The following is a 17,908-nucleotide window of genomic DNA, read 5'->3' as shown; positions in this document are numbered from 1 at the left end:
TTTGGAGGATGACACCGATGACCGTGATGGATACCCCCGGCATTGCCACAGCTACCACCACGGGTTGGACGCAGGCGTGCCGACTCGACTACCTGATTCCCGGCCGCGGCGTCGCGGTGTTGCTGAAGGGTGGCCGACAGGCCGCTCTCTTCCTGATGACCGATGGGACCCTCGCCGCCGTCGGCAATATCGATCCGATCGGCCGGGCGGCAGTGATGTCGCGCGGGATCGTCGGTGACCGCGCCGGTATTCCGGTCGTGGCCTCGCCGCTGCTGAAGCAGGCATTCTCGCTCCTGGACGGGCGCTGCCTGGACGACGATTCGGCGACGCTGCCGGTATACGCGGTGCGCGTCGAGGACGGCATCGTTTCGGTTTCCAATGAGCCGGTCGATGCCGGTCTCGTCGCCACGGATGGTGGATCGGCATGACAACAATCGATACGGGCGCCTGTCTGGCCGGTTTCACGGTCGGCGTCACGGCCGCCAGGCGGGCCGATGAGTTCGCCACGCTGCTCACCCGACGGGGCGCCGGTATCGTCGCCGCTCCTGCCATCCGCATCATTCCGCTGGCCGACGACACCGAACTGGAGCGGGTTACCCGCGATCTCGTGGCCGATCCGCCGCAGATCGTGGTGGCTACCACCGGCATCGGATTTCGCGGCTGGATGGAAGCGGCCGAGGGCTGGGGTATTGCCGAGGATCTGCGGCTGACGCTGTCGTCCACCAGGATGCTGGCGCGTGGGCCGAAGGCCAAGGGCGCGATCCGCGCCGCCGAACTCCGCGAGGAATGGTCTCCCGCGTCGGAATCTTCCGCCGAGGTGCTCGACCACCTGCTCGCCGAGGGCGTGGAGGGTGTGCGGATCGCGGTCCAATTGCACGGCGCGACAACCGAATGGGAGCCGGTACCCGACTTCTGTGAGGTATTGCGTTGTGCCGGTGCGGATGTCGTCGCGGTGCCGGTGTATCGCTGGGTGCCGCCGGACGATCAGGGTCCGATGGACAACCTGATCGAGGCCATCATCACCTCCAGCCTGGACTGCGTGACCTTCACCAGCGCGCCCGCCGTGGCGTCGATGTTGATGCGCGCCAAGGAAACCGGACTGCTGGAGGGCGTGCTGCACGCGCTGCGCGGACGGGTGCTGCCCGCCTGCGTCGGACCGATCACCGCGGCTCCGCTGGAGGAGCTGGGTGTGGCGACTTCGATGCCGGGACGCGCGCGCCTCGGTGCGCTCGCCCGGCACGTAGCCGAGGAATTGCCGCGGCGCGCCAATCGAATTCAGGCCGCCGGACACACCATCAGCGTGCGCGGGGCGTGTGTGGTGGTCGACGGTTCGGTGCGTCAGCTCGCGCCAGCGCCGATGGCACTGATGCGCTCGCTGGCGCGGCAGCCCGGCCGGGTAGTTTCCCGGGAGGATCTGCTTGCCGCGCTGCCCGGCGGCGGTGACGACACCCATGCCGTGGAGACCGCGATCGCGCGGCTGCGCGCCGGGCTCGGCACGCCGAAAGCCATTCAGACCGTGGTCAAGCGGGGCTACCGACTGGCGCTGGACGCCGCGGATTGCGCCGATGACTTTCCGCGCACCGTCGCTAACGGCCGTGCGCCGGTAGCGGGCATCGGCACCCCGGCCCGCGCGCCGAGGTACGCACAGCCTGCGGGGAGCTGGTGACGGCTCCGGCCCTGGTCCTGGTCGCACACGGCACCAGGAGTACCAGGGGTGTGCAGATGATCGCCGCGCTCGCCGAGGCGGTGACACGAGAGCTCGGAGGGATGGCAGCCGGCGAAGCCGATACCTCCGTGGCTCCGGTTTGTGAACATCGCGCCGTCGCTCGCGGGCCAGAGGCGGCCGAGAAGCCCTGGGTACGTACCGCTTTCGTGGACGTGCTCGGTCCGTCGCCGTCCGAGGTTCTGCGCGATCTGACCGACGCCCAAGGGGAATCCGTTCCCGCCGTCGTGGTTCCGGCCTTTCTCGCCTCCGGATACCACGTGTATCAGGATGTGCCGCGGGAGGTGGCCGAGAGTGGTCATCCCGAGGTCGCGGTGACACCGGCGATGGGACCGGATCCGGCAATGGCCCGCATTATGGCCATGCGACTGCGCGCTGCCGGCTGGCGTCCGGGTGACGCGGTGGTCTTCGCGGCGGCCGGATCATCGGATGCCCGTGCGCGCCAGGATGTTCGGCGCGCGGCGGGCATGCTGGCCGAACATCTGGATGTCCCGGTCCGCATCGGCTACGTCGCCACCGGAGTCCCGCGCGTACCGGAAGTCGTTGCCGAACTTCGCGAGTCGGGTGCGCGGCGCGTCTTCATCGCCTCGTATCTGCTGGCGCATGGCCTGTTCCAGCAGCGCCTGCACGAGGCAGGAGCTGATGGTGTTGCGGAACCCATCGGCGTTCACCCCGCCGTGGTCCGCCTGATCGCCGACCGCTACCGTGCTGCCGCCCGAGAACTGATGCGGGCCAATACATTCCCTGCGGAAGTCAGCGGGGCGTAGCGCATAGGCGACGCAGTACGAGCGCTGATATTCGCTGTCACCGGGACTGGTACTCGTCGGCTGGTTCCGGACGATGTCACTGGATCGAATCGTCCAGGCGAACACGCACCGTGACCCGCCCGCGCTCGTCACGACTTGCGAGCGCGTGACCACGCCGGTCGCCGCCCTCGAGGTGCAGCGTGATCGGGCCGCCTTCATCGGTGAAGTTGCGCCACCAACTCTTTCGATCCGGGAATGCAACTCCGATGACGATCGAATCGCCGGAACGGCGGTAGTTCACGGGCGTGCTGAAGGTTTTGCCGGAACGGCGGCCCACGTAACTGATCTCGACGAAGCTCTTGCGCATGAGCGACCCAACCAAGGGCGCATTCGTCAAGGTCAGCGTCACCGAGTTGAACCCGTTCACGAACGATTTCGCATTCACCGAATGCCTCCTGGTACAGCCTGGATAGCGGTCGAGCTCACTCTACCGACCATCCATGACACCGGCGCTCGGCGGCGGTTGGTGTATCAAGGCAGGACCGCATCGGCCGGATTCGGCTGAGCCCAGCGCTGTTCAGCGGCTTTCCGGGCCAGGCAATCTGCCGGGCAACTGCGATCGCACACGGATGGCCGGTGGTGAGTCAGGACACCGGGTTTCGCTCTGTCGTGCCGGAGCTGACTGTCAATCAGGCATAGCCGCGTCGGGTTCGCTCATGCGGATCGGCGCGGGGTGCGGGTGAAGGAGGCGCGGTAGGCGCTCGGGGGGAGGCCTACGTGGCGGATCATGTGTTGGCGCAGGGATTCCGCGGAGCCGATGCCGCTGTGGCGGGCTACCTGGTCCATGGGCAAAGTGGTGGATTCGAGGAGTTCGCGGGCGCGCTGAATGCGTTGGTGCAGTAGCCATTTCTGGGGGCTGAGGCCGGTTTCCTCGTGGAAGCGGCGGGTGAGGGTGCGCACGCTGGTGCGGGCGTGGGTGGCCAGATCGTCCAGGGACAGGGGAGTGTCTAGGCGTTCCAGGGCCCAGGTACGGGTGGCCGAGAGGGTGAGGCCGTTCTCGGGGGGCAGTGGCGAGTCGACGAATTGGGCTTGGCCGCCGGGGCGTACCGGTGTCACCACAGCGGCGCGGGCGGCGGCATTGGCGACCGTCGCACCGTAGTCGGTGCGAATCAGGTGCAGGCACAGGTCGATTCCGGCGGCGGCACCGGCGGCGGTGGTCACCGGTCCGTCCTCTATGAACAGGGCATCGGTGCGCACCGTAACCTCCGGGAACATCGCGGCGAGTTCGTCGGCCAGTCCCCAGTGCGTGGTCGCGGTGCGGCCGGACAACAACCCGGCCTGAGCCAATACGAATGCGCCACTACAGATCGAAGTGACACGTTTGCCTTGGTCGACGGCCCTGCGCAGTGCCGCAATGGTGGCCGCATCGGCGGTGCCGCGACTGCCGGTACTCGGCACGATGACGGTATCCGCCTCGTCGAGCGCATCCAGTCCGCGCGGCACCACGACATCGAAGCCGCCCAGTGCGCCGGGAACAACGCCGGGTTCGGCGGTGCACACCACCATCCGGTAACACGGCTCACCGTCCACCATCACCGTGCCGAGCATGGTTCCGGGCATGGCGAGTTCGAAGGGCTTCACCGGCGCGACGGCGACAACGGCAACGGTCTTCATGGCTGGATCCTTGGGATAGATGGCTGACCGGCCACTAGTCTAGCGCTCCCGCGCCCGGCAATGTTGATGGCACGCGATCGGCAAATCGCCTTGGTTGCGTGAATGATCTTGCCTCAGAAGGGAAGTCGCATGCCTTCGCATGTCATCATCGGCCGGGGCGCCACCGCCTCGGCAACCGCGGTCCGGTTGGCCGAATCCGGCGATCAGGTGCGGATGATCAGCCGCAGTGGGACCGGCCCGCAGCATCCCGATATCGAGCTAATCGCAACCGATGCCGTGGACGCGACCGCGCTCACCGATCTCGTCAAGGGCGCGGACGCCGTATTCAATACCGCGATGCCCGCGTATCACACCTGGCCGGAGGCGGTACCGCCACTGTTCGGGGCCATACTGTCGGCCGCGGAGCAATCCGGTGCGAACTACGTAATGCTCGGCAACCTTTACGGCTACGGCCCGGTGGACGGTGTGGTCACCGACGACACACCCCTGGCGGCCACCGGAGCCAAGGGCCGGGTGCGCGCGCGGATGTGGCTCGACGCCAAGGCGGCGCACGATGCGGGCCGGGTGCGGGTCACCGAGGTCAGGGCGGGCCAATTCCTCGGCCGCGGTGCGGTATCGCTGTTCTCGCTGCTGGTGCAGCCGAAAGTGATTGCGGGCCAACTCGCTCTGGTACCGCAGGACCTGGATCTGCCGCACTCCTACACCGCGATCGGTGACGCGGCCGCCGCACTCGTCGCGGTCGCGCGCAGCGAAAGCGCTTGGGGGCAGGCCTGGCTCGCGCCGACCATTACCAGCACCCTGCGTGCGGCCGCCGAGCGCTTCGCCGCAACAGCGGATGCCCCGAAGCCGCGGCTCGAGGTGATGACGGACCGCGAACTGACCCTCCTCGGCCACACCGACCCGTTCTGGGCCGAATTGTTCGAGACCTACCACATGTCGCATCGCGAGTTCACCGTCGACGACACCACCACCCGGGAGACCTTCGGACTCACCGCGAGCAACCTCGACGATGTCTTCGCGGAGGTCGTTTCGGCATCCTGATCAGGCCATACGACGGCGGTCGGCGGCGACATCCCGGAGGGCGTTGAATTCACGGGCTTCGGGGCCCAGTTGGTTACTCGTCAGTCTTCGTAGTGTGAACCGACTTGTACCACAACGATTTCAGTGTCTGTCACGTAGTAGATCAACCGATGCTCGTGGGTGATGCGCCGTGACCAGTGCCCAGCAAGGTGGTGGCGTAGCGGCTCGGGTTTGCCGATCCCCTCGAACGGGTCGCGGAGTGTGGCGTCGGTAATTTTGTTCGCGCCTTTCAGCACGGCCCGGTTGGTGGCCAGCCAGTCCGTGTAGGACTTCCAGCCTTGCGCTGCGCATACCCGGGCACCCTAGCCGGGCACCTCGGTTCGGGTGCCCGGCTATCGGACGGGGTGTCCGGGTCTCACGCGTTGTCGTACGCGTCCTGCAGCACCTTGATATCCAGCTTGGTCATGGACCGCAGCGCCGTGGCGACCGCGCCGGTCTTTGTGGGGTTCGCACCGTCCATGAGGGTGAGCAGGGCCGCAGGGACAACCTGCCAGGACAGGCCGTAGCGGTCGGTCAGCCAGCCGCAGGGGCCGGGTTCACCACCGTCCACCAGGGCGTCCCACAGGCGATCGACCTCGGCCTGGGTATCGACGACCACCTGGATCGATGCGGCATCCGTGAACGGATGTCCGGGACCGCCGTTCATCAGGGTGTACGGGTGACCGTCGAGTTCGATCGAGACGATGAACACCGAACCATCGGGGTGGCGATTGACCTCGACGATGCGGGAGTTGGGGATCAGCGCGGTGTAGCGGGTGGCGGCTTCTTCGGCGTCGCTGTCGAACCAGAAGAACGTGTTGACCGACATGGTGGGCTCCTTGGGTTGGTTGTGACCTACTGTCACCCTTTGGTCGGAGCCGTTCCGACGCCTTCGACATATCTCCGCGAAATTTTCTGAAGAGATTTTCGCGCAGGTCAGACGCTCGCGATGGCGACGAAGCGATCGGGGGTAATCGTGATCAGCATCCGCGCACGCTCCACCTCGCCCAGCACCGGCCCACTGCCGTACTTCTCCCAGATGCGCTGGGTCCACACACCATCCGCATCAATGGTCAGTTCGGCATCCCCGATCACCCGCACCTGTCGATTCGGCCGTTGCCCGCCGTCCCGCGAACCCACCACCTCCCGATCGATTACCAACCCGACCCGCGGGTTCGCCAGAATCCGCCGCAAATGCGGCCGCCCCGCCCAACTGGTCAGCCGAAAGGCCTGCTGATCCCACAGAAACCATATCGGTGTGACATGCGGATATCCGGCCGCGTCGATCGTGGCCAGGTGCGCGACGATATCGCTGGCCAGTAACCCGGCAATCTCGGCTCGACGTAACGCCCGCATCCAGAACCTCTCGATTCGAACTTATGTTCGAGTATACCTGGCGGGGTCGGCGAAACCGGCGTCTACCGTCCGTTGTTCGATCGCAGCGCAACTCGGATAATCCGATTACTTGATACAACACTCTCGCAATTGAGAATTAGATTTCCAGGAGCTGCGATGGCTACATTTGTGCTGGTACATGGTGGTGGGCACGGCGGGTGGTGCTATCGGCAGGTGGCACGGCTGCTGCGCGGGGCGGGCCATGAGGTGTACGCGCCGACTCTGTCAGGGCTGGCCGAGCGGGCGCATCTGCGCCTCGCGGGTATCGGTTTGGACACTCATATTCAGGATGTGGCGTCGCTGTTGCACTACGAGGATCTGCGGGACGTGATCCTCGTCGGCCACAGCTACGGCGGCATGGTTATCACCGGTGCCGCGGACCGTGCCGTCGAGCGGGTCGGCCGGCTCGTATATCTGGATGCCGCCAATCCGGTCGACGGCCAGTCCCTTGTCGATGTCGCAGGCCCGATCATCGAGGCGACCCGGCCGCTCGGTGAGACCGTCGACGGGGTCGAGTTGGTCCTGCTCCCGACCGAGAACGCAGGCCTTTTCTATGGCGTCACGGATGCTACGGACCTGGCGTGGATGCAGGCGCGGCTCACCGCTCACCCGTGGCGGTGCTTCGAGGACAAACTCGATCTGGGTAACGAGGACGCCCTGTGGGCGCTGCCGCAGTACCACATCATCTGCACCTCGACGCTGGCCACTCGTGACCCGGTGCTGGTCGAGAATGCCCGGGCATCGGGGCGCCTGTGGGACATCGACACCGGGCACGACCTGATGATCACCGAGCCACAGTCGGTGGCCGACGCGTTACTGGAGATCGCGGCCGACTGAGCTACCGGCCGGTCGATCCACCGCCGGTCGGCGGTTCGAGGCCGCATCGGAGACCCTGTATCCACGGGTCGCCACCGTGGCAATCATCTTGTTGCGCAACGAATTCGTGCTGCGCACGGTACCCACCGCACCCGCGGAGGTGTCCATCGAAATCGCCCACGAGGTGTACCTTCCGCTGGTCCGGCTGGGGCGCCGAGCTAACTACGCGCAGTCGGGGCGCCGGCGTCTTCGAAGAGCGGTTACCCGTGGGCGGCGCGTAGACGACGTCGAGGACGAGCGGGTCGGGGGCCGGCACCGAGTGCAAAGCTCGACGGGTGATGCTTCCAGCAGACAGCCATGTTCACAGCGAATGGTCCTGGGACACTGGCGGTCCCGCGTCGAAGGCCTCAGGCCGGATGCAACGAACCTGCGAGCACGCCGTCGCGATCGGTCTGCCCGCGGTCGTCTTCACCGAACATCTCGATTTCGACGACGCATGGCGCACCGGTCCCGAGGACCTCATGCCACACCAACGTCACCTGCTCAGCCCGGGCGGCTACATCCGCCCTCCGGTGCTGGATGTTGCGGGCTACCTCGACTGCGTCGAGCGCTGTCGTCTCCGGTTCCCGGAACTACGCATCCTTACCGGCGTGGAGTTCGGACAACCACACCTCTTCGATGAACAGGCGGCTCAGTTGCTCGACCTGACCGCGTTGGACCGCGTGAACGGTTCGCTGCACACGCTCCAGATCGGCGACGACCGCAGTGAGCCCAACACCCTGTTTCGGCTGTGGCCGCCGGATGACGTGATGTCGGCCTACCTCGACGAGATCCCGCACATGGTCGCGGGATCCGACTCCTTCACAGTTTTCAGCCACATCGACTACGCGGTACGAGCCTGGCCAACCGTGGATGTCGGCCCATTCGACCCGCGCCGCTTCGAGGACGGCTTCCGTTTGGCGATGCGAGCCATCGCCGACAGTGGGAGAGCGTTGGAGATGAACACCCGCAGACTCTGGCCCTGGATTCCGCAATGGTGGCGCGAAGAGGGCGGGCGCGCAGTCACATTCGGCAGCGACGCCCACGTCCCAGAAGCGCTCGCCGACAATTTCCCGGAGGCAGTGGCAATGGTCGAGCACTTCGGATTCCGGCCAGGCCGCCAACCCGAGGACTTCTGGACGCGATAGCGGCTCCACTGCCGACCGCAGCCGCCATTGAGACCTGGGAATCGCCATCTAAGGCTGGGGGCGCACGATGCCGCCGGTCTGCCGAGGTCGCGGTGGTAGATACCTGTGATCAGGTGACAGATATGAACTGTCTCGTAAGCAGCGGAGGCATCGGTTCGGTCAGCGTGGAGGCCGAAGCCGAGTTGCATAGTGCCGCTTGGAGTTACGCCACAGCACGCCACATCGACCGCCGCCGCCGTACCGATCAGAGCATTCTTTTCGGTTGACGTGCACAGTGGATCCTCGTGGGACGCAATGACGATACGGACTCGATCTGTCGTATGGCTGGGTTGGCTACGCCGATGGCGCTGCGGGTTGCGGTGACCTTGGGACTGCCGGATCGGCTTCTCGGTGATGGCGCTTGTGTCGATGAGCTCGCGGTCGAGCTCACTGTTGCTCCAGTCGCGCTCGATCTCCTGTTGGGCCATCTGGCGACCCTCGGAGTCGTCGAGCGGACTTCCACCGGCTACCGGACGACCGGGTACGGAACGAACCTGTGTGCCGATGCCGGCAATGGCCTGATCGATCTGCTGCATCTGGACGCCGCGGGCGGCCGCGCCGAGTTGGCGTTCGTCGAACTCGCCCACAGCATCACCACCGGGCAGGCGGCTTACGCGCGCCGCTATGGGCAGGACTTCTGGGCCGACCTTGCTGAATATCCTTACCTGCGTGAGTCATTCGACCGGCAGATGGCCCACCGGTTTCGTGAGCAGATCCCACGCATCGTCGCTGGTTTCGATTGGTCCCGGTTTTCCAGCATCGTCGACGTCGGTGGCGGCCAGGGCAGTCTGCTCGCCGCGATCTTGGCCGCCCACCCTCGAATGCACGGCCATCTGGTCGATCTCGAACCGACTGCCGCCCAAGCTCATCACACCTTCAGCGCGCATGATCTCGACGGGCGCACGCAGGTCACGGCGGGCAGCTTCTTCGACCCGCTCCCGGCAGGTGCGCAAGCCTATCTGTTGGTTGACATCCTCCACGACTGGGATGACGAGCACGCGCACCGCATCCTGAACCGTTGCGTCGAGGCCGCCTACCCGGCTGGGCGTGTGCTGATCATCGAACCAGTCGGAGGCCTGGGGGCCGCCAGCGAATTCAACCTGGCCATGCTCGTAATGTATGGCGGCCGCGAGCGCCGGATCGATGAGTTCCGCACGCTCGCCGCGCCGCATGGCCTGATTCTGGACACGGTCACCGACCTGACCGACCAACGCTGTCTTCTCGAATTCCGACTCGCCGCCGACGAGTTGACCGCGACAGTGGTTTCCGACAACTCGGATCGGTACCCCATGCGGACTCTGGAGAACAACCATCGGGATCAGTGACATTTCAGTGCTCTCGGTAGTAGTCGGCGAGGGTGTGGAATGCGGCCTTCGGTTCCCATGGCAGGTCCGGATAGGTGGCGCCGCAGCGGTTTTCGAGGACCTTGACGATGCCGTAGCTGGCCAGGTCCAGGTCGTCGCGTGGGTCGCCATCGGGGCGGTGCGGGTGGTCGTGCAGGGCGAGGGTGAAGACGAAGGTGCTGTCCACGCTCTTGGCGTCGAAGATCTCCAACAGCTCGCGGATGTAAGCGGCTTGGCCCGCCTCGTCGCGACGGTAATGGCCGTTCACGCGCAGTGGCGCGCCGGTATGCGGGTCGTGTTCGACGATCTCCAGTCCGAGTGCGCCGCGATCGCCCGCACCGTGGAAGGTGGCCGCGCCGAATTCGGTGATCGCGAGCGGCTTGCCCTGTGCGACAAGGGTTCCGACGCCATCGGCGAACCGGTCGGCGATCTCGGCGGACCGATACAGATCCACCGAGGCGATATCGAAGGGCGCCCAGTCGACGCGCTCGAGCGGCACCGCGGCATAGGTGATCTTCCCGCCGAAGTGTTCCCGGACCACCGCGACCGCTTTGCCGAGGAATTCATTGACCCGCGCGCTGACTTCGCCGATCTGCTCGCGCAGCCGATCCGGTCGCAGCAGTAGCTCGAGCCGCTCGTCGATATTGCTGCCGGGTAGGAATCCGTGGTTCATCAGGCTCAGTTCGGCGCCGGCCACGAAGACGACCTCGGCCCCATGTCGTCGCAGGCGTTCCGCGCGCTCGGCGCAGTCGGCGAACAGCGTGAGCACCTCCTCGGGGTCGAGCTCCAGCGGATAGGGCGAGAACCAGACCTCGAGGCCGAGTTCGGCGGCGTAGGTCGCGGCGAGCTCGATCCGATCCGGGTCGCCGCCCATCACGCGTATTGCGTTGCAGTGCAGGTCATCTCGGATTATGCGGAGTTCCCGCTCGACCTCGGCCGCGTGGAACGGCTGCCGGGACAGCCCGCTTTTGCCGAGGAAGCCGGTGCTGTAGCTGATGCCCTTTGCGCGCATGGTGCATTCCTTCGATCGAACATATTTAAGGTACGTGACGTACCTTAACTGGTCAGTGTATAGGTGTCATGCTCATGTCGGAAGGTACGATGAGTTCCCATTGGGGAAAGGTGGCAGGCGTGGAACAACCCGGGCAAACGCGGCGGCGCGGTACAGCGCTCGAGGAGGCGATCCTGCGCGCCGCAGCAGACGAACTAACCGAATCGGGATACGCCGGACTGACCATGGACAAGGTCGCGGCCCGCGCGGGCACCAACAAAAACGCCATCTACCGCCGCTGGCCGAATCGACTCGCACTCGGCATCGCCGCCTACCGCCAGCTGACCACCGCCGTTCAGCCCCCCGATACCGGCAATCTGCGCGAGGACGTACTCGAGATGCTGCGCCGCGCCAACCGCCACTGGAGTTCCGCCCTCGGCGCGGTCATGCGCGACTTATTGGCGGCGGCCGGTGGCGCGGCGGAACTGCTCGCGCAGCTACCCGAGCACTCCACGGACTCCGGTGCCGCTACCTGGCTGACCATTCTCGGCCGCGCGGTCGCCCGCGGCGAGGCCGCACCGGAGGCCCTGCATCCACGGGTCGCTACCGTGGCAATCGTCTTGTTACGCAACGAATTCGTGTTGCGCGGGGTCCCCACCGCACCCGATGATGTGCTCATCGAAATCATCGACGAGGTGTACCTGCCGCTGGTGCGGCAGCGGTCGCCGCGCTGACTAGGCGCAGTCGGGAGCGTCGGCGTCTTCGAAGAGCGGCTTTCCTGTCGGCGGCGCGTAGACGACGTCGAGGACGAGCGGGTCGGGGCCGAGATTGCGGCCGATGTGCACGTTCCAGGCGCCCTCGGGTTCGTAGATGAAATCGCCGGTGTGGAAGACCGGAGCCACACAGTCGGGGCCTGGGTGGGTGAGGGTGCCCGAGCGGACGAAGCCGAAGACTGGACCGTAGTGATAGTGCCAGCCGGTGGAACCGCCTGGGGCGATGGTGATTTCACGGACGACGAGGTCGGTGCCCGCGACGAACGGCAGCAGGCCCGCTGGAATCTGTGCCTGGGCGAGGGTGACCGCGGTGATATCGGTTCCGGGCGTCGCATGTGCGGTCGCGGCACCGAATACAGAACCGCCCAGGACGACCGCCGCGGCCGCCGCACGCGTATATGGCGTCATCGCCGCAGCTTAGTCCCCGAAGATGCCGTCAGAAAAGGGCGAGATCGCCACTGTCGCTGGGGCATTCGTTCGTTTTGTGTGAATTGCCCGGCTATCGTGTCGCGCGGGCCAGGGCTCGACCGGCGCAGCGCCGGCACCTCCGGGCACCCCTTGTCGTAGCCAGGCACCCTTGTGTTGGGTGCCTGGCTATCTGGCGGGGTGCGCGGTCTCGGGCGTTGCCATAACTCCAGACCAGAGTTCATGAACTGTTCGTAGGTGGGAAGCGGTGTCGGGTTGCGTGATATGCCGGGGCCGTAGAGCATCGGTGCCGTGCCGACGAATCCGTTGAACCCCGCTGGCGATCTGCCGGATACCGGAATTCCCGCCGTTAATGCCGCCCATATGACCATGGACGAGCAGCACGAGTGGCACCGGAACTACCTACGTCGGCACCCGGTCTCCCGGCGAAATGTGTTGCGGGGTACCGCGGCGGCCGCCGCCATCGCGACCGTCGGAACCTCACCGTTCGGCAGGCGCGCCTACGCCGAGGACGCGCAGCTCGCGGTCGGCGGTCGGCATGTCGGATACGGCCCGGATGCGACGAGTCAGCTCCGGTTCGCCGGTCAGCTCTCCCGGCCACCGGCCGGTACCAAGGTCTTCCTGGACCACGGCCCGACGCCCGCGCTCGGCGGCACCGTCGAGGCCGAGGTGCGCAATCTGCTCACCCAGGTCCCTTCCGCCGACGGCGGTGTCCTCGCGGCCGAACAGTTCTACGTGCACGCCCCGGTCGACGGCCTACCCGGACGCGTGCCGCACTTCTATCGCTGGCGCACCTCCGACGGATTCACCGGCGATATCCGTGCCGCCGCGCCCGCGATGCCGAGTGCGCGCAGCGCGATCCTGCCGTTCCGGTTCACCATGATGGGCGATCAGGGCACCGACGAGACGCCGACGCTGCCGCAGGGCACCGTGCCAGGCGACTACGACGATAAGTACTACAAGGCCGATAACGATCCGAACGCACCGCACGCGAGCAATGTGCTGCGCCAAATCGCCGCCGCCAAACCGGATTTCCACATTCTCGCCGGTGATATCGCCTATGCCGACCCGTCCGGCGGGGGCAAGCCGAACGAATTCGTCGCCAACGGCGCGAAGCTCGAATCCGGTTTCGACAAGTACAACCCCTACGTCTGGGATGTCTACTTCGGGGCCATCGAACGCAGCGCCGCCGAGACGCCGTGGATGTTCGCCACCGGCAACCACGATATGGAAGCGACCTACGGCCAGCACGGCTACGGCGGACATCTGGCCCGGCTGGACTTCCCCGGCAACGGCCCGGCGGGCTGCCCGTCGGCGTATTCGTTCACCTACGGCAATGTCGCTGTGCTCTCGCTGGACGCCAATGACATCAGCTATGAGATCAAGGCCAATACGGGGTATTCCGGTGGGGCGCAGACGAGTTGGGTGGAGCGCACCCTCGCCGCCTACCGCGCGGACCCGAATATCGACTTCCTGGTCTGCTTCTTCCACCACTGCGCATACTCGACCACCGACGCCCATGCCAGCGACGGCGGCGTGCGGGATGCGTGGGCCGGATTGTTCGACCGGTATCAGGTGGATCTGGTGCTGCAGGGCCATAATCACGTCTACGAACGCACGGATCCGATCCGCGCCGGCGCCGCGACAAGGATCGCCGCGGACAATTCGATCGTCTACCCGGATACGGACGGCACGGTCTACTACACCGTTGGCGGTGGCGGCCGACCGCGCTACGACTTCCAGCCCGGTTCGCAGGAAACGTTCCGGGGCCACGAATTACCGGATACGACGGTCCCGAACAGCTATGTCTGGACCGCATCCGGCGGCAAACAGGACGAGGCGGCACCTTGGTCGCGGGTACGGTTCCGCAACTACTCGTTCCTGCGCGTGGATGTCCGCCCCGGCGTCTTCGCCAGCGAAATGGATGTGGTCGCGGTGGACGAATACGGTCGGGAATTCGACAAACTCACCTTCCGCCGTCTGGTCCACTGAACCGTTATTTCTCCTTCGGCGGCAGCGAACGCGCGTAGCTGATGCCGCGGTCGATCCATTCATCGAGCGCTTCGTCATCGGCGACGGCCGCGCCGTCGACCCGCAGCCAATTGTTCATTTCGCGACCGCCCATCACCATCGCGCCGACATATTCGCGGGCGAGCAGGGTGGTGCTCTCCTCCGGGTCGACGCGGACGAGGAGACCGCCCGTCCGGCTCGCTGCTACCGCCATATTGCCGTTGATCAGGAAGGCGAGACCGCCGAACATTTTCTTTTCGCTCACGTCGGGTGTCGGGTCGATCAGCTCCCGGATCCGATCGGCGAGCACTTTGTCATAGGCCATACCACATTGTCGACCAGGGCACCGACAAGTTTCGTGACGAAGCGTCGCTACGGCCGTCGGCGCGTCCTCGGGATTCGACGGGCGTGTTTGCTGGGAAAAGACACAGCCCCGCCCTCCCGGTCAGGGCGGACGGGGCTGCGGGGCATCGGGTGAGAGGACCCGAACTCGGGGGTCAGCGCCAGGTTTCGGGCGTGACGGGGGCATCCCAGGCGCGCGCGTAGCGACGCTTGTCCGGGGCGTTGGATTCCTTTGCGCGGTACACGATGTACGGCCGGGTCAGGTAGCCGACGGGCGCGCTGAACATGTGGACCAGACGGGTGTAGGGCCAGATGGCGATGAGCGTCAGCACGACGAGACCGTGCAGCTGGAAGGTCCACGGGGTGCCGACCATCAGCTCGGGCTCCGGATGGACCGTGAAAAGGCTACGGAACCACGGGGATACGGTCTCGCGATAGTTGTAGGTACCCCACAGCAGATTGCTGCCCCAGGTATTGAGCAGACCGGTGATCAGCGCGGCGGCCAGCAGCACATACATGAGCTGGTCATTGCGTGTGGTGGCCTTTCGCACGGCGGGAACGGTGATGCGGCGGTAGAGCAGGATGCCGACGCCGAGGATGACCGCGAGTCCGGCGACCGAACCCGCCGCGACCGCGACCACGTGGTAGGTGTGCTCGGAGATGCCGACGGCATCGGTCCAGGATTCCGGGATCAGCACGCCGAGCACGTGCCCGCCGATGACGCCGAGCATGCCGAAGTGGAACAGCGGGCTGCCCAGCCGCAGCAGGCGGCTCTCGTAGATCTGGGAAGACCGTGTGGTCCAACCGAATTGGTCGTTGCGGTAGCGCCACAGGTGGCCGAGCACGAACGAGGTGAAGGCCACGTAGGGCAGCGTCATCCAGAAGGTGGTGGTCATCGGCGGGCTTCCGATCCGTCGAACAGCGAGGGGTCCATGGCGAAGGGGTCGAGGCCGACCTCTTCCTCGGGCGGGCCCTGGGCGGCGAGTTCGGCGATGCGACGCCGGTCCGCAGTGGTCAGCGGCGGCAGGGTGGCGACCACGGCCGCCAGCACTCCGGCGTACGGGGATCCGTTGTCTGCCAGGGAAAGTCGCAGGAGCTCGATCACCGGAACGTGTTCGCCCAGCAGACGTTCCCCGCCGATCGGGTCGACGGTCGCGGCGAATTCCAGCAGCACCGGCAGGTGGTCGGGCAACTCCTCGTCACCGAGTTCGACACCGGCGTGTCGGTAGGCGTGCTTGAACCGCAACAGCGCCATACCGCGTTTGCGGGTGTCGCCGTAGGCGTAGAACGTCAGGTGCATGCTGGAACGGCGGCGCAGATCGAAGGTTTCGACGTACTGCTGGGCCAGCGTGATCGGCGGGGTGGCGCGCAGGTGGTGAACGAATTCCAGCAGCGGCGCGCCCACCACGTCCGGCAATTGCATTGCGGCATCATCGATCTGGTCGACGGTCGCCAACAACTGCTCGCTCGGATAGTCGAGCAGTAGCGCGGCGATCCGCCACACCAGGCGGCAATCGCGCTCGGACAGCTGAGCGACAGGCTCGGGCCTGCGGCGCACTTTCAGCAGTGCCATCATGCGCCTCCGGGTGTCAGCGGATTCATTTGGTCGCTCCGGTCGGCGTCGGCGTGACGGAACCGTTGGTCGAGCCGTTGGCGGCTGGTGTCGAACCATTCGTGGCCGCACCGTTTTTCGCCGAACCATCGGTCCCGTCCGAACCATCGGTCCCGTTCGCACCGTGCCCATTGCCCGCATTGCCATTGCGCGCGGTCGGCAGCAGTCCGTCGGTGTTGCGCCCATCCCAGTTCAACAGATTGATCCGGTTCGATTTTTCCTCCGGCGCAGCGTCATTGGCATCGGTCAGATGGAATTTCTCCACCATCGTGTCGAATGCCGTCATACCCGGCCCGCCGTCGGTGTCCAGGCTGCAGCCGGTCGCCAGCGAATCCAGTTCGTGCGCCTGCGAAGTCGCGCCGTGCGGAATCACATACCGGTGCTCGTATTTCGCGATGGCCAGCAGCCGGTACATCGCCTCGATCTCCTCCGGCTCCAACCGCACCGAGGGTGCGATCGACGGATCCGGCTCAATACCGAGATTCACCGAGCGCATGAACGACCGCATGGCCGCCAGCCGCTGCAGCGAGGCTCGCACCGGCCCGATCTCACCGGCGGTGAACAGCTCGGCCAGGTACTCGACCGGAATGCGCAGTGCGTCGATGGCGCCGAACAGATTCGACGCGTCCTCCGCATCGTGGCCGGTCTCGGAGAGCACATCCACCACCGGCGACAGCGGCGGCACATACCAAACCATCGGCATGGTGCGGTATTCCGGATGCAGCGGCAGCGCGATCTGGTAATCGACGATCAATTTGTAGACCGGCGAATTCTGCGCGGCCTCGATCCACTCCGGCGAGATCCCGACTCGCTCGGCCTCCGCGATCACCCTCGGATCATGCGGATTGAGGAACACCCCGAGCTGTGAGGGATACAGATCCTTGGTTTCGGTGACCGAGGCCGCCGCCTCCACGGCATCCGCGTCGTACAGCATGACGCCGATGTAGCGCAGCCGCCCGACGCAGGTCTCCGAACAGACCGTCGGAATACCGACTTCCACGCGCGGGTAGCAGAACGTGCATTTCTCCGCTTTGCCCGTCTTGTGGTTGAAGTAGATCTTCTTGTACGGGCAACCGCTGACGCACTGTCGCCAGCCACGGCATTTGTCCTGGTCGACGAGCACAATGCCGTCCTCGGACCGCTTGTAGATCGCACCCGACGGGCACGAGGCCACACACGACGGATTGAGGCAGTGCTCGCAGATCCGCGGCAGGTAGAACATGAAGGTCTGTTCGAACTCCAGCTTCACCTGATCCGACAGCTTGGCCAGCAGCGGGTCCTTGCCGACCTGCTCCGGTCCGGAGCCCAGGTCGTCATCCCAGTTGGCGCCCCAGGTGATCTTCGTATCCTGGCCGGTGATCAGCGATTTCGGCCGCGCGACCGGACTGGTGTCCATGGCGGGCGCGGACAGCAGGTTGTCGTAGTCGTAGCTCCACGGCTCGTAGTAGTCCGAGACCGTGGGCAGATCCGGATTGGCGAAGATATTGAGCAGCCGCTTCAGTCGTGAGCCCGACTTGAGGGTCAGCTTGCCGCGCTTGTTGAGCGTCCAGCCGCCCTTCCACTTCTCCTGGTCCTGGTACTGCCGTGGATAACCCTGTCCGGGACGGGTTTCCACATTGTTGAACCACATGTACTCGGTGCCGCCGCGGTTGGTCCACGCCTGCTTGCAGGTGACGCTGCAGGTGTGACACCCGATGCACTTGTCCAGGTTCATCACCATGGCCATCTGTGCCATGACACGCATGTCAGTACTCCACTTCCTGCGAGCGGCG

Annotated in this window: 19 protein-coding genes and 1 pseudogene; 9 read left to right on the top strand and 11 right to left on the bottom strand. The window is 65.7% G+C overall.

All coding sequences use genetic code 11. The features are described from left to right. Positions 1–17: 17 nt before the first annotated feature. Genes nirD through OIE68_RS24080 form a run of 3 tightly spaced genes read left to right on the top strand, consistent with a single transcriptional unit; the run spans position 18 to position 2,490 of the window. Entirely contained in the window at positions 18–428 is a 411-nt protein-coding gene (gene nirD, locus OIE68_RS24090; protein WP_327093386.1) for a nitrite reductase small subunit NirD, read from the top strand. After that, entirely contained in the window at positions 425–1,666 is a 1,242-nt protein-coding gene (locus tag OIE68_RS24085; protein WP_327093385.1) for a uroporphyrinogen-III synthase, read from the top strand. The genes nirD and OIE68_RS24085 overlap by 4 nt, the downstream gene beginning before the upstream one ends. Then, the gene (locus OIE68_RS24080; protein ID WP_327093384.1) at positions 1,663–2,490 is read left to right on the top strand and encodes a sirohydrochlorin chelatase; all 828 of its coding nucleotides are present in this window, start codon (positions 1,663–1,665) and stop codon (positions 2,488–2,490) included. Before OIE68_RS24085 ends, OIE68_RS24080 begins: the two co-directional genes overlap by 4 nt. A gap of 76 nt (positions 2,491–2,566) precedes the next feature. Here OIE68_RS24080 and OIE68_RS24075 read toward each other — a convergent pair whose 3' ends face one another. Next, positions 2,567–2,836 (bottom strand): hypothetical protein, encoded by a 270-nt coding sequence (locus tag OIE68_RS24075; protein ID WP_419150789.1) that lies wholly within the window; start codon positions 2,834–2,836, stop codon positions 2,567–2,569. A 347-nt stretch (positions 2,837–3,183) separates the two neighbouring features. Next, on the bottom strand, positions 3,184–4,143 hold the full coding sequence (locus OIE68_RS24070; RefSeq protein WP_327093382.1) for a GlxA family transcriptional regulator: 960 nt from the start codon (positions 4,141–4,143) through the stop codon (positions 3,184–3,186). Between the two features lie 129 nt (positions 4,144–4,272). Here OIE68_RS24070 and OIE68_RS24065 point away from each other — a divergent pair, with 129 nt between their 5' ends. Beyond that, complete coding sequence (locus OIE68_RS24065) at positions 4,273–5,184, top strand: NAD-dependent epimerase/dehydratase family protein (protein WP_327093381.1); 912 nt, start codon at positions 4,273–4,275, stop codon at positions 5,182–5,184. 80 nt (positions 5,185–5,264) lie between these two features. On the opposite strand, the pseudogene OIE68_RS24060 reads toward OIE68_RS24065, so the two are convergent. The 3 genes and pseudogenes from OIE68_RS24060 to OIE68_RS24050 all read right to left on the bottom strand — a co-directional run. After that, a pseudogene (locus tag OIE68_RS24060) lies at positions 5,265–5,495 on the bottom strand (Txe/YoeB family addiction module toxin); the annotation flags it as partial. An 83-nt stretch (positions 5,496–5,578) separates the two neighbouring features. Next, positions 5,579–6,031 carry a VOC family protein gene (locus tag OIE68_RS24055; protein WP_327093380.1) on the bottom strand — a complete coding sequence of 151 codons (453 nt, stop codon included), beginning with the start codon at positions 6,029–6,031 and terminating at the stop codon, positions 5,579–5,581. Positions 6,032–6,138: 107 nt separating this feature from the next. Beyond that, on the bottom strand, positions 6,139–6,558 hold the full coding sequence (locus OIE68_RS24050; RefSeq protein WP_327093379.1) for a pyridoxamine 5'-phosphate oxidase family protein: 420 nt from the start codon (positions 6,556–6,558) through the stop codon (positions 6,139–6,141). A 156-nt stretch (positions 6,559–6,714) separates the two neighbouring features. Between OIE68_RS24050 and OIE68_RS24045 the strand changes: the two genes are divergently transcribed. The 3 genes from OIE68_RS24045 (at position 6,715) to OIE68_RS24035 (ending at position 9,964) form a co-directional block, all read left to right on the top strand. Next, positions 6,715–7,434: an alpha/beta hydrolase gene (locus tag OIE68_RS24045; RefSeq protein ID WP_327093378.1), complete on the top strand. Its 720-nt coding sequence runs from the start codon at positions 6,715–6,717 to the stop codon at positions 7,432–7,434. Positions 7,435–7,751: 317 nt separating this feature from the next. Next, entirely contained in the window at positions 7,752–8,600 is an 849-nt protein-coding gene (locus OIE68_RS24040; protein ID WP_327101775.1) for a PHP domain-containing protein, read from the top strand. 320 nt (positions 8,601–8,920) lie between these two features. After that, complete coding sequence (locus OIE68_RS24035) at positions 8,921–9,964, top strand: methyltransferase (RefSeq protein ID WP_327093377.1); 1,044 nt, start codon at positions 8,921–8,923, stop codon at positions 9,962–9,964. 4 nt (positions 9,965–9,968) lie between these two features. Here OIE68_RS24035 and OIE68_RS24030 read toward each other — a convergent pair whose 3' ends face one another. Beyond that, complete coding sequence (locus OIE68_RS24030) at positions 9,969–10,994, bottom strand: hypothetical protein (protein WP_327093376.1); 1,026 nt, start codon at positions 10,992–10,994, stop codon at positions 9,969–9,971. 119 nt (positions 10,995–11,113) lie between these two features. Here OIE68_RS24030 and OIE68_RS24025 point away from each other — a divergent pair, with 119 nt between their 5' ends. Then, positions 11,114–11,707, top strand: a complete 594-nt coding sequence (locus tag OIE68_RS24025; protein ID WP_327093375.1) for a TetR/AcrR family transcriptional regulator — start codon at positions 11,114–11,116, stop codon at positions 11,705–11,707. On the opposite strand, the gene OIE68_RS24020 is transcribed toward OIE68_RS24025, so the two are convergent. Beyond that, positions 11,708–12,154 carry a cupin domain-containing protein gene (locus OIE68_RS24020; RefSeq protein ID WP_327093374.1) on the bottom strand — a complete coding sequence of 149 codons (447 nt, stop codon included), beginning with the start codon at positions 12,152–12,154 and terminating at the stop codon, positions 11,708–11,710. 309 nt (positions 12,155–12,463) lie between these two features. Between OIE68_RS24020 and OIE68_RS24015 the strand changes: the two genes are divergently transcribed. Then, entirely contained in the window at positions 12,464–14,164 is a 1,701-nt protein-coding gene (locus OIE68_RS24015; RefSeq protein ID WP_327093373.1) for a metallophosphoesterase, read from the top strand. Between the two features lie 4 nt (positions 14,165–14,168). Here OIE68_RS24015 and OIE68_RS24010 read toward each other — a convergent pair whose 3' ends face one another. From OIE68_RS24010 to narH, 4 genes are all read right to left on the bottom strand, one after another. Next, positions 14,169–14,507 (bottom strand): TfoX/Sxy family protein, encoded by a 339-nt coding sequence (locus OIE68_RS24010; protein ID WP_040694787.1) that lies wholly within the window; start codon positions 14,505–14,507, stop codon positions 14,169–14,171. A 172-nt stretch (positions 14,508–14,679) separates the two neighbouring features. Beyond that, positions 14,680–15,420: a respiratory nitrate reductase subunit gamma gene (gene narI, locus OIE68_RS24005; RefSeq protein ID WP_040694786.1), complete on the bottom strand. Its 741-nt coding sequence runs from the start codon at positions 15,418–15,420 to the stop codon at positions 14,680–14,682. Beyond that, positions 15,417–16,097: a nitrate reductase molybdenum cofactor assembly chaperone gene (narJ, locus tag OIE68_RS24000; protein ID WP_327093372.1), complete on the bottom strand. Its 681-nt coding sequence runs from the start codon at positions 16,095–16,097 to the stop codon at positions 15,417–15,419. Before narJ ends, narI begins: the two co-directional genes overlap by 4 nt. 25 nt (positions 16,098–16,122) lie before the next feature. Then, the gene (gene narH / locus OIE68_RS23995) at positions 16,123–17,880 is read right to left on the bottom strand and encodes a nitrate reductase subunit beta (RefSeq protein WP_327093371.1); all 1,758 of its coding nucleotides are present in this window, start codon (positions 17,878–17,880) and stop codon (positions 16,123–16,125) included. Positions 17,881–17,908 lie beyond the last annotated feature (28 nt).

It is taken from the genome of Nocardia vinacea (assembly GCF_035920345.1).
Classification (GTDB): domain Bacteria; phylum Actinomycetota; class Actinomycetes; order Mycobacteriales; family Mycobacteriaceae; genus Nocardia; species Nocardia vinacea_A.
This window is presented reverse-complemented; position numbering and strand designations above follow the sequence as displayed.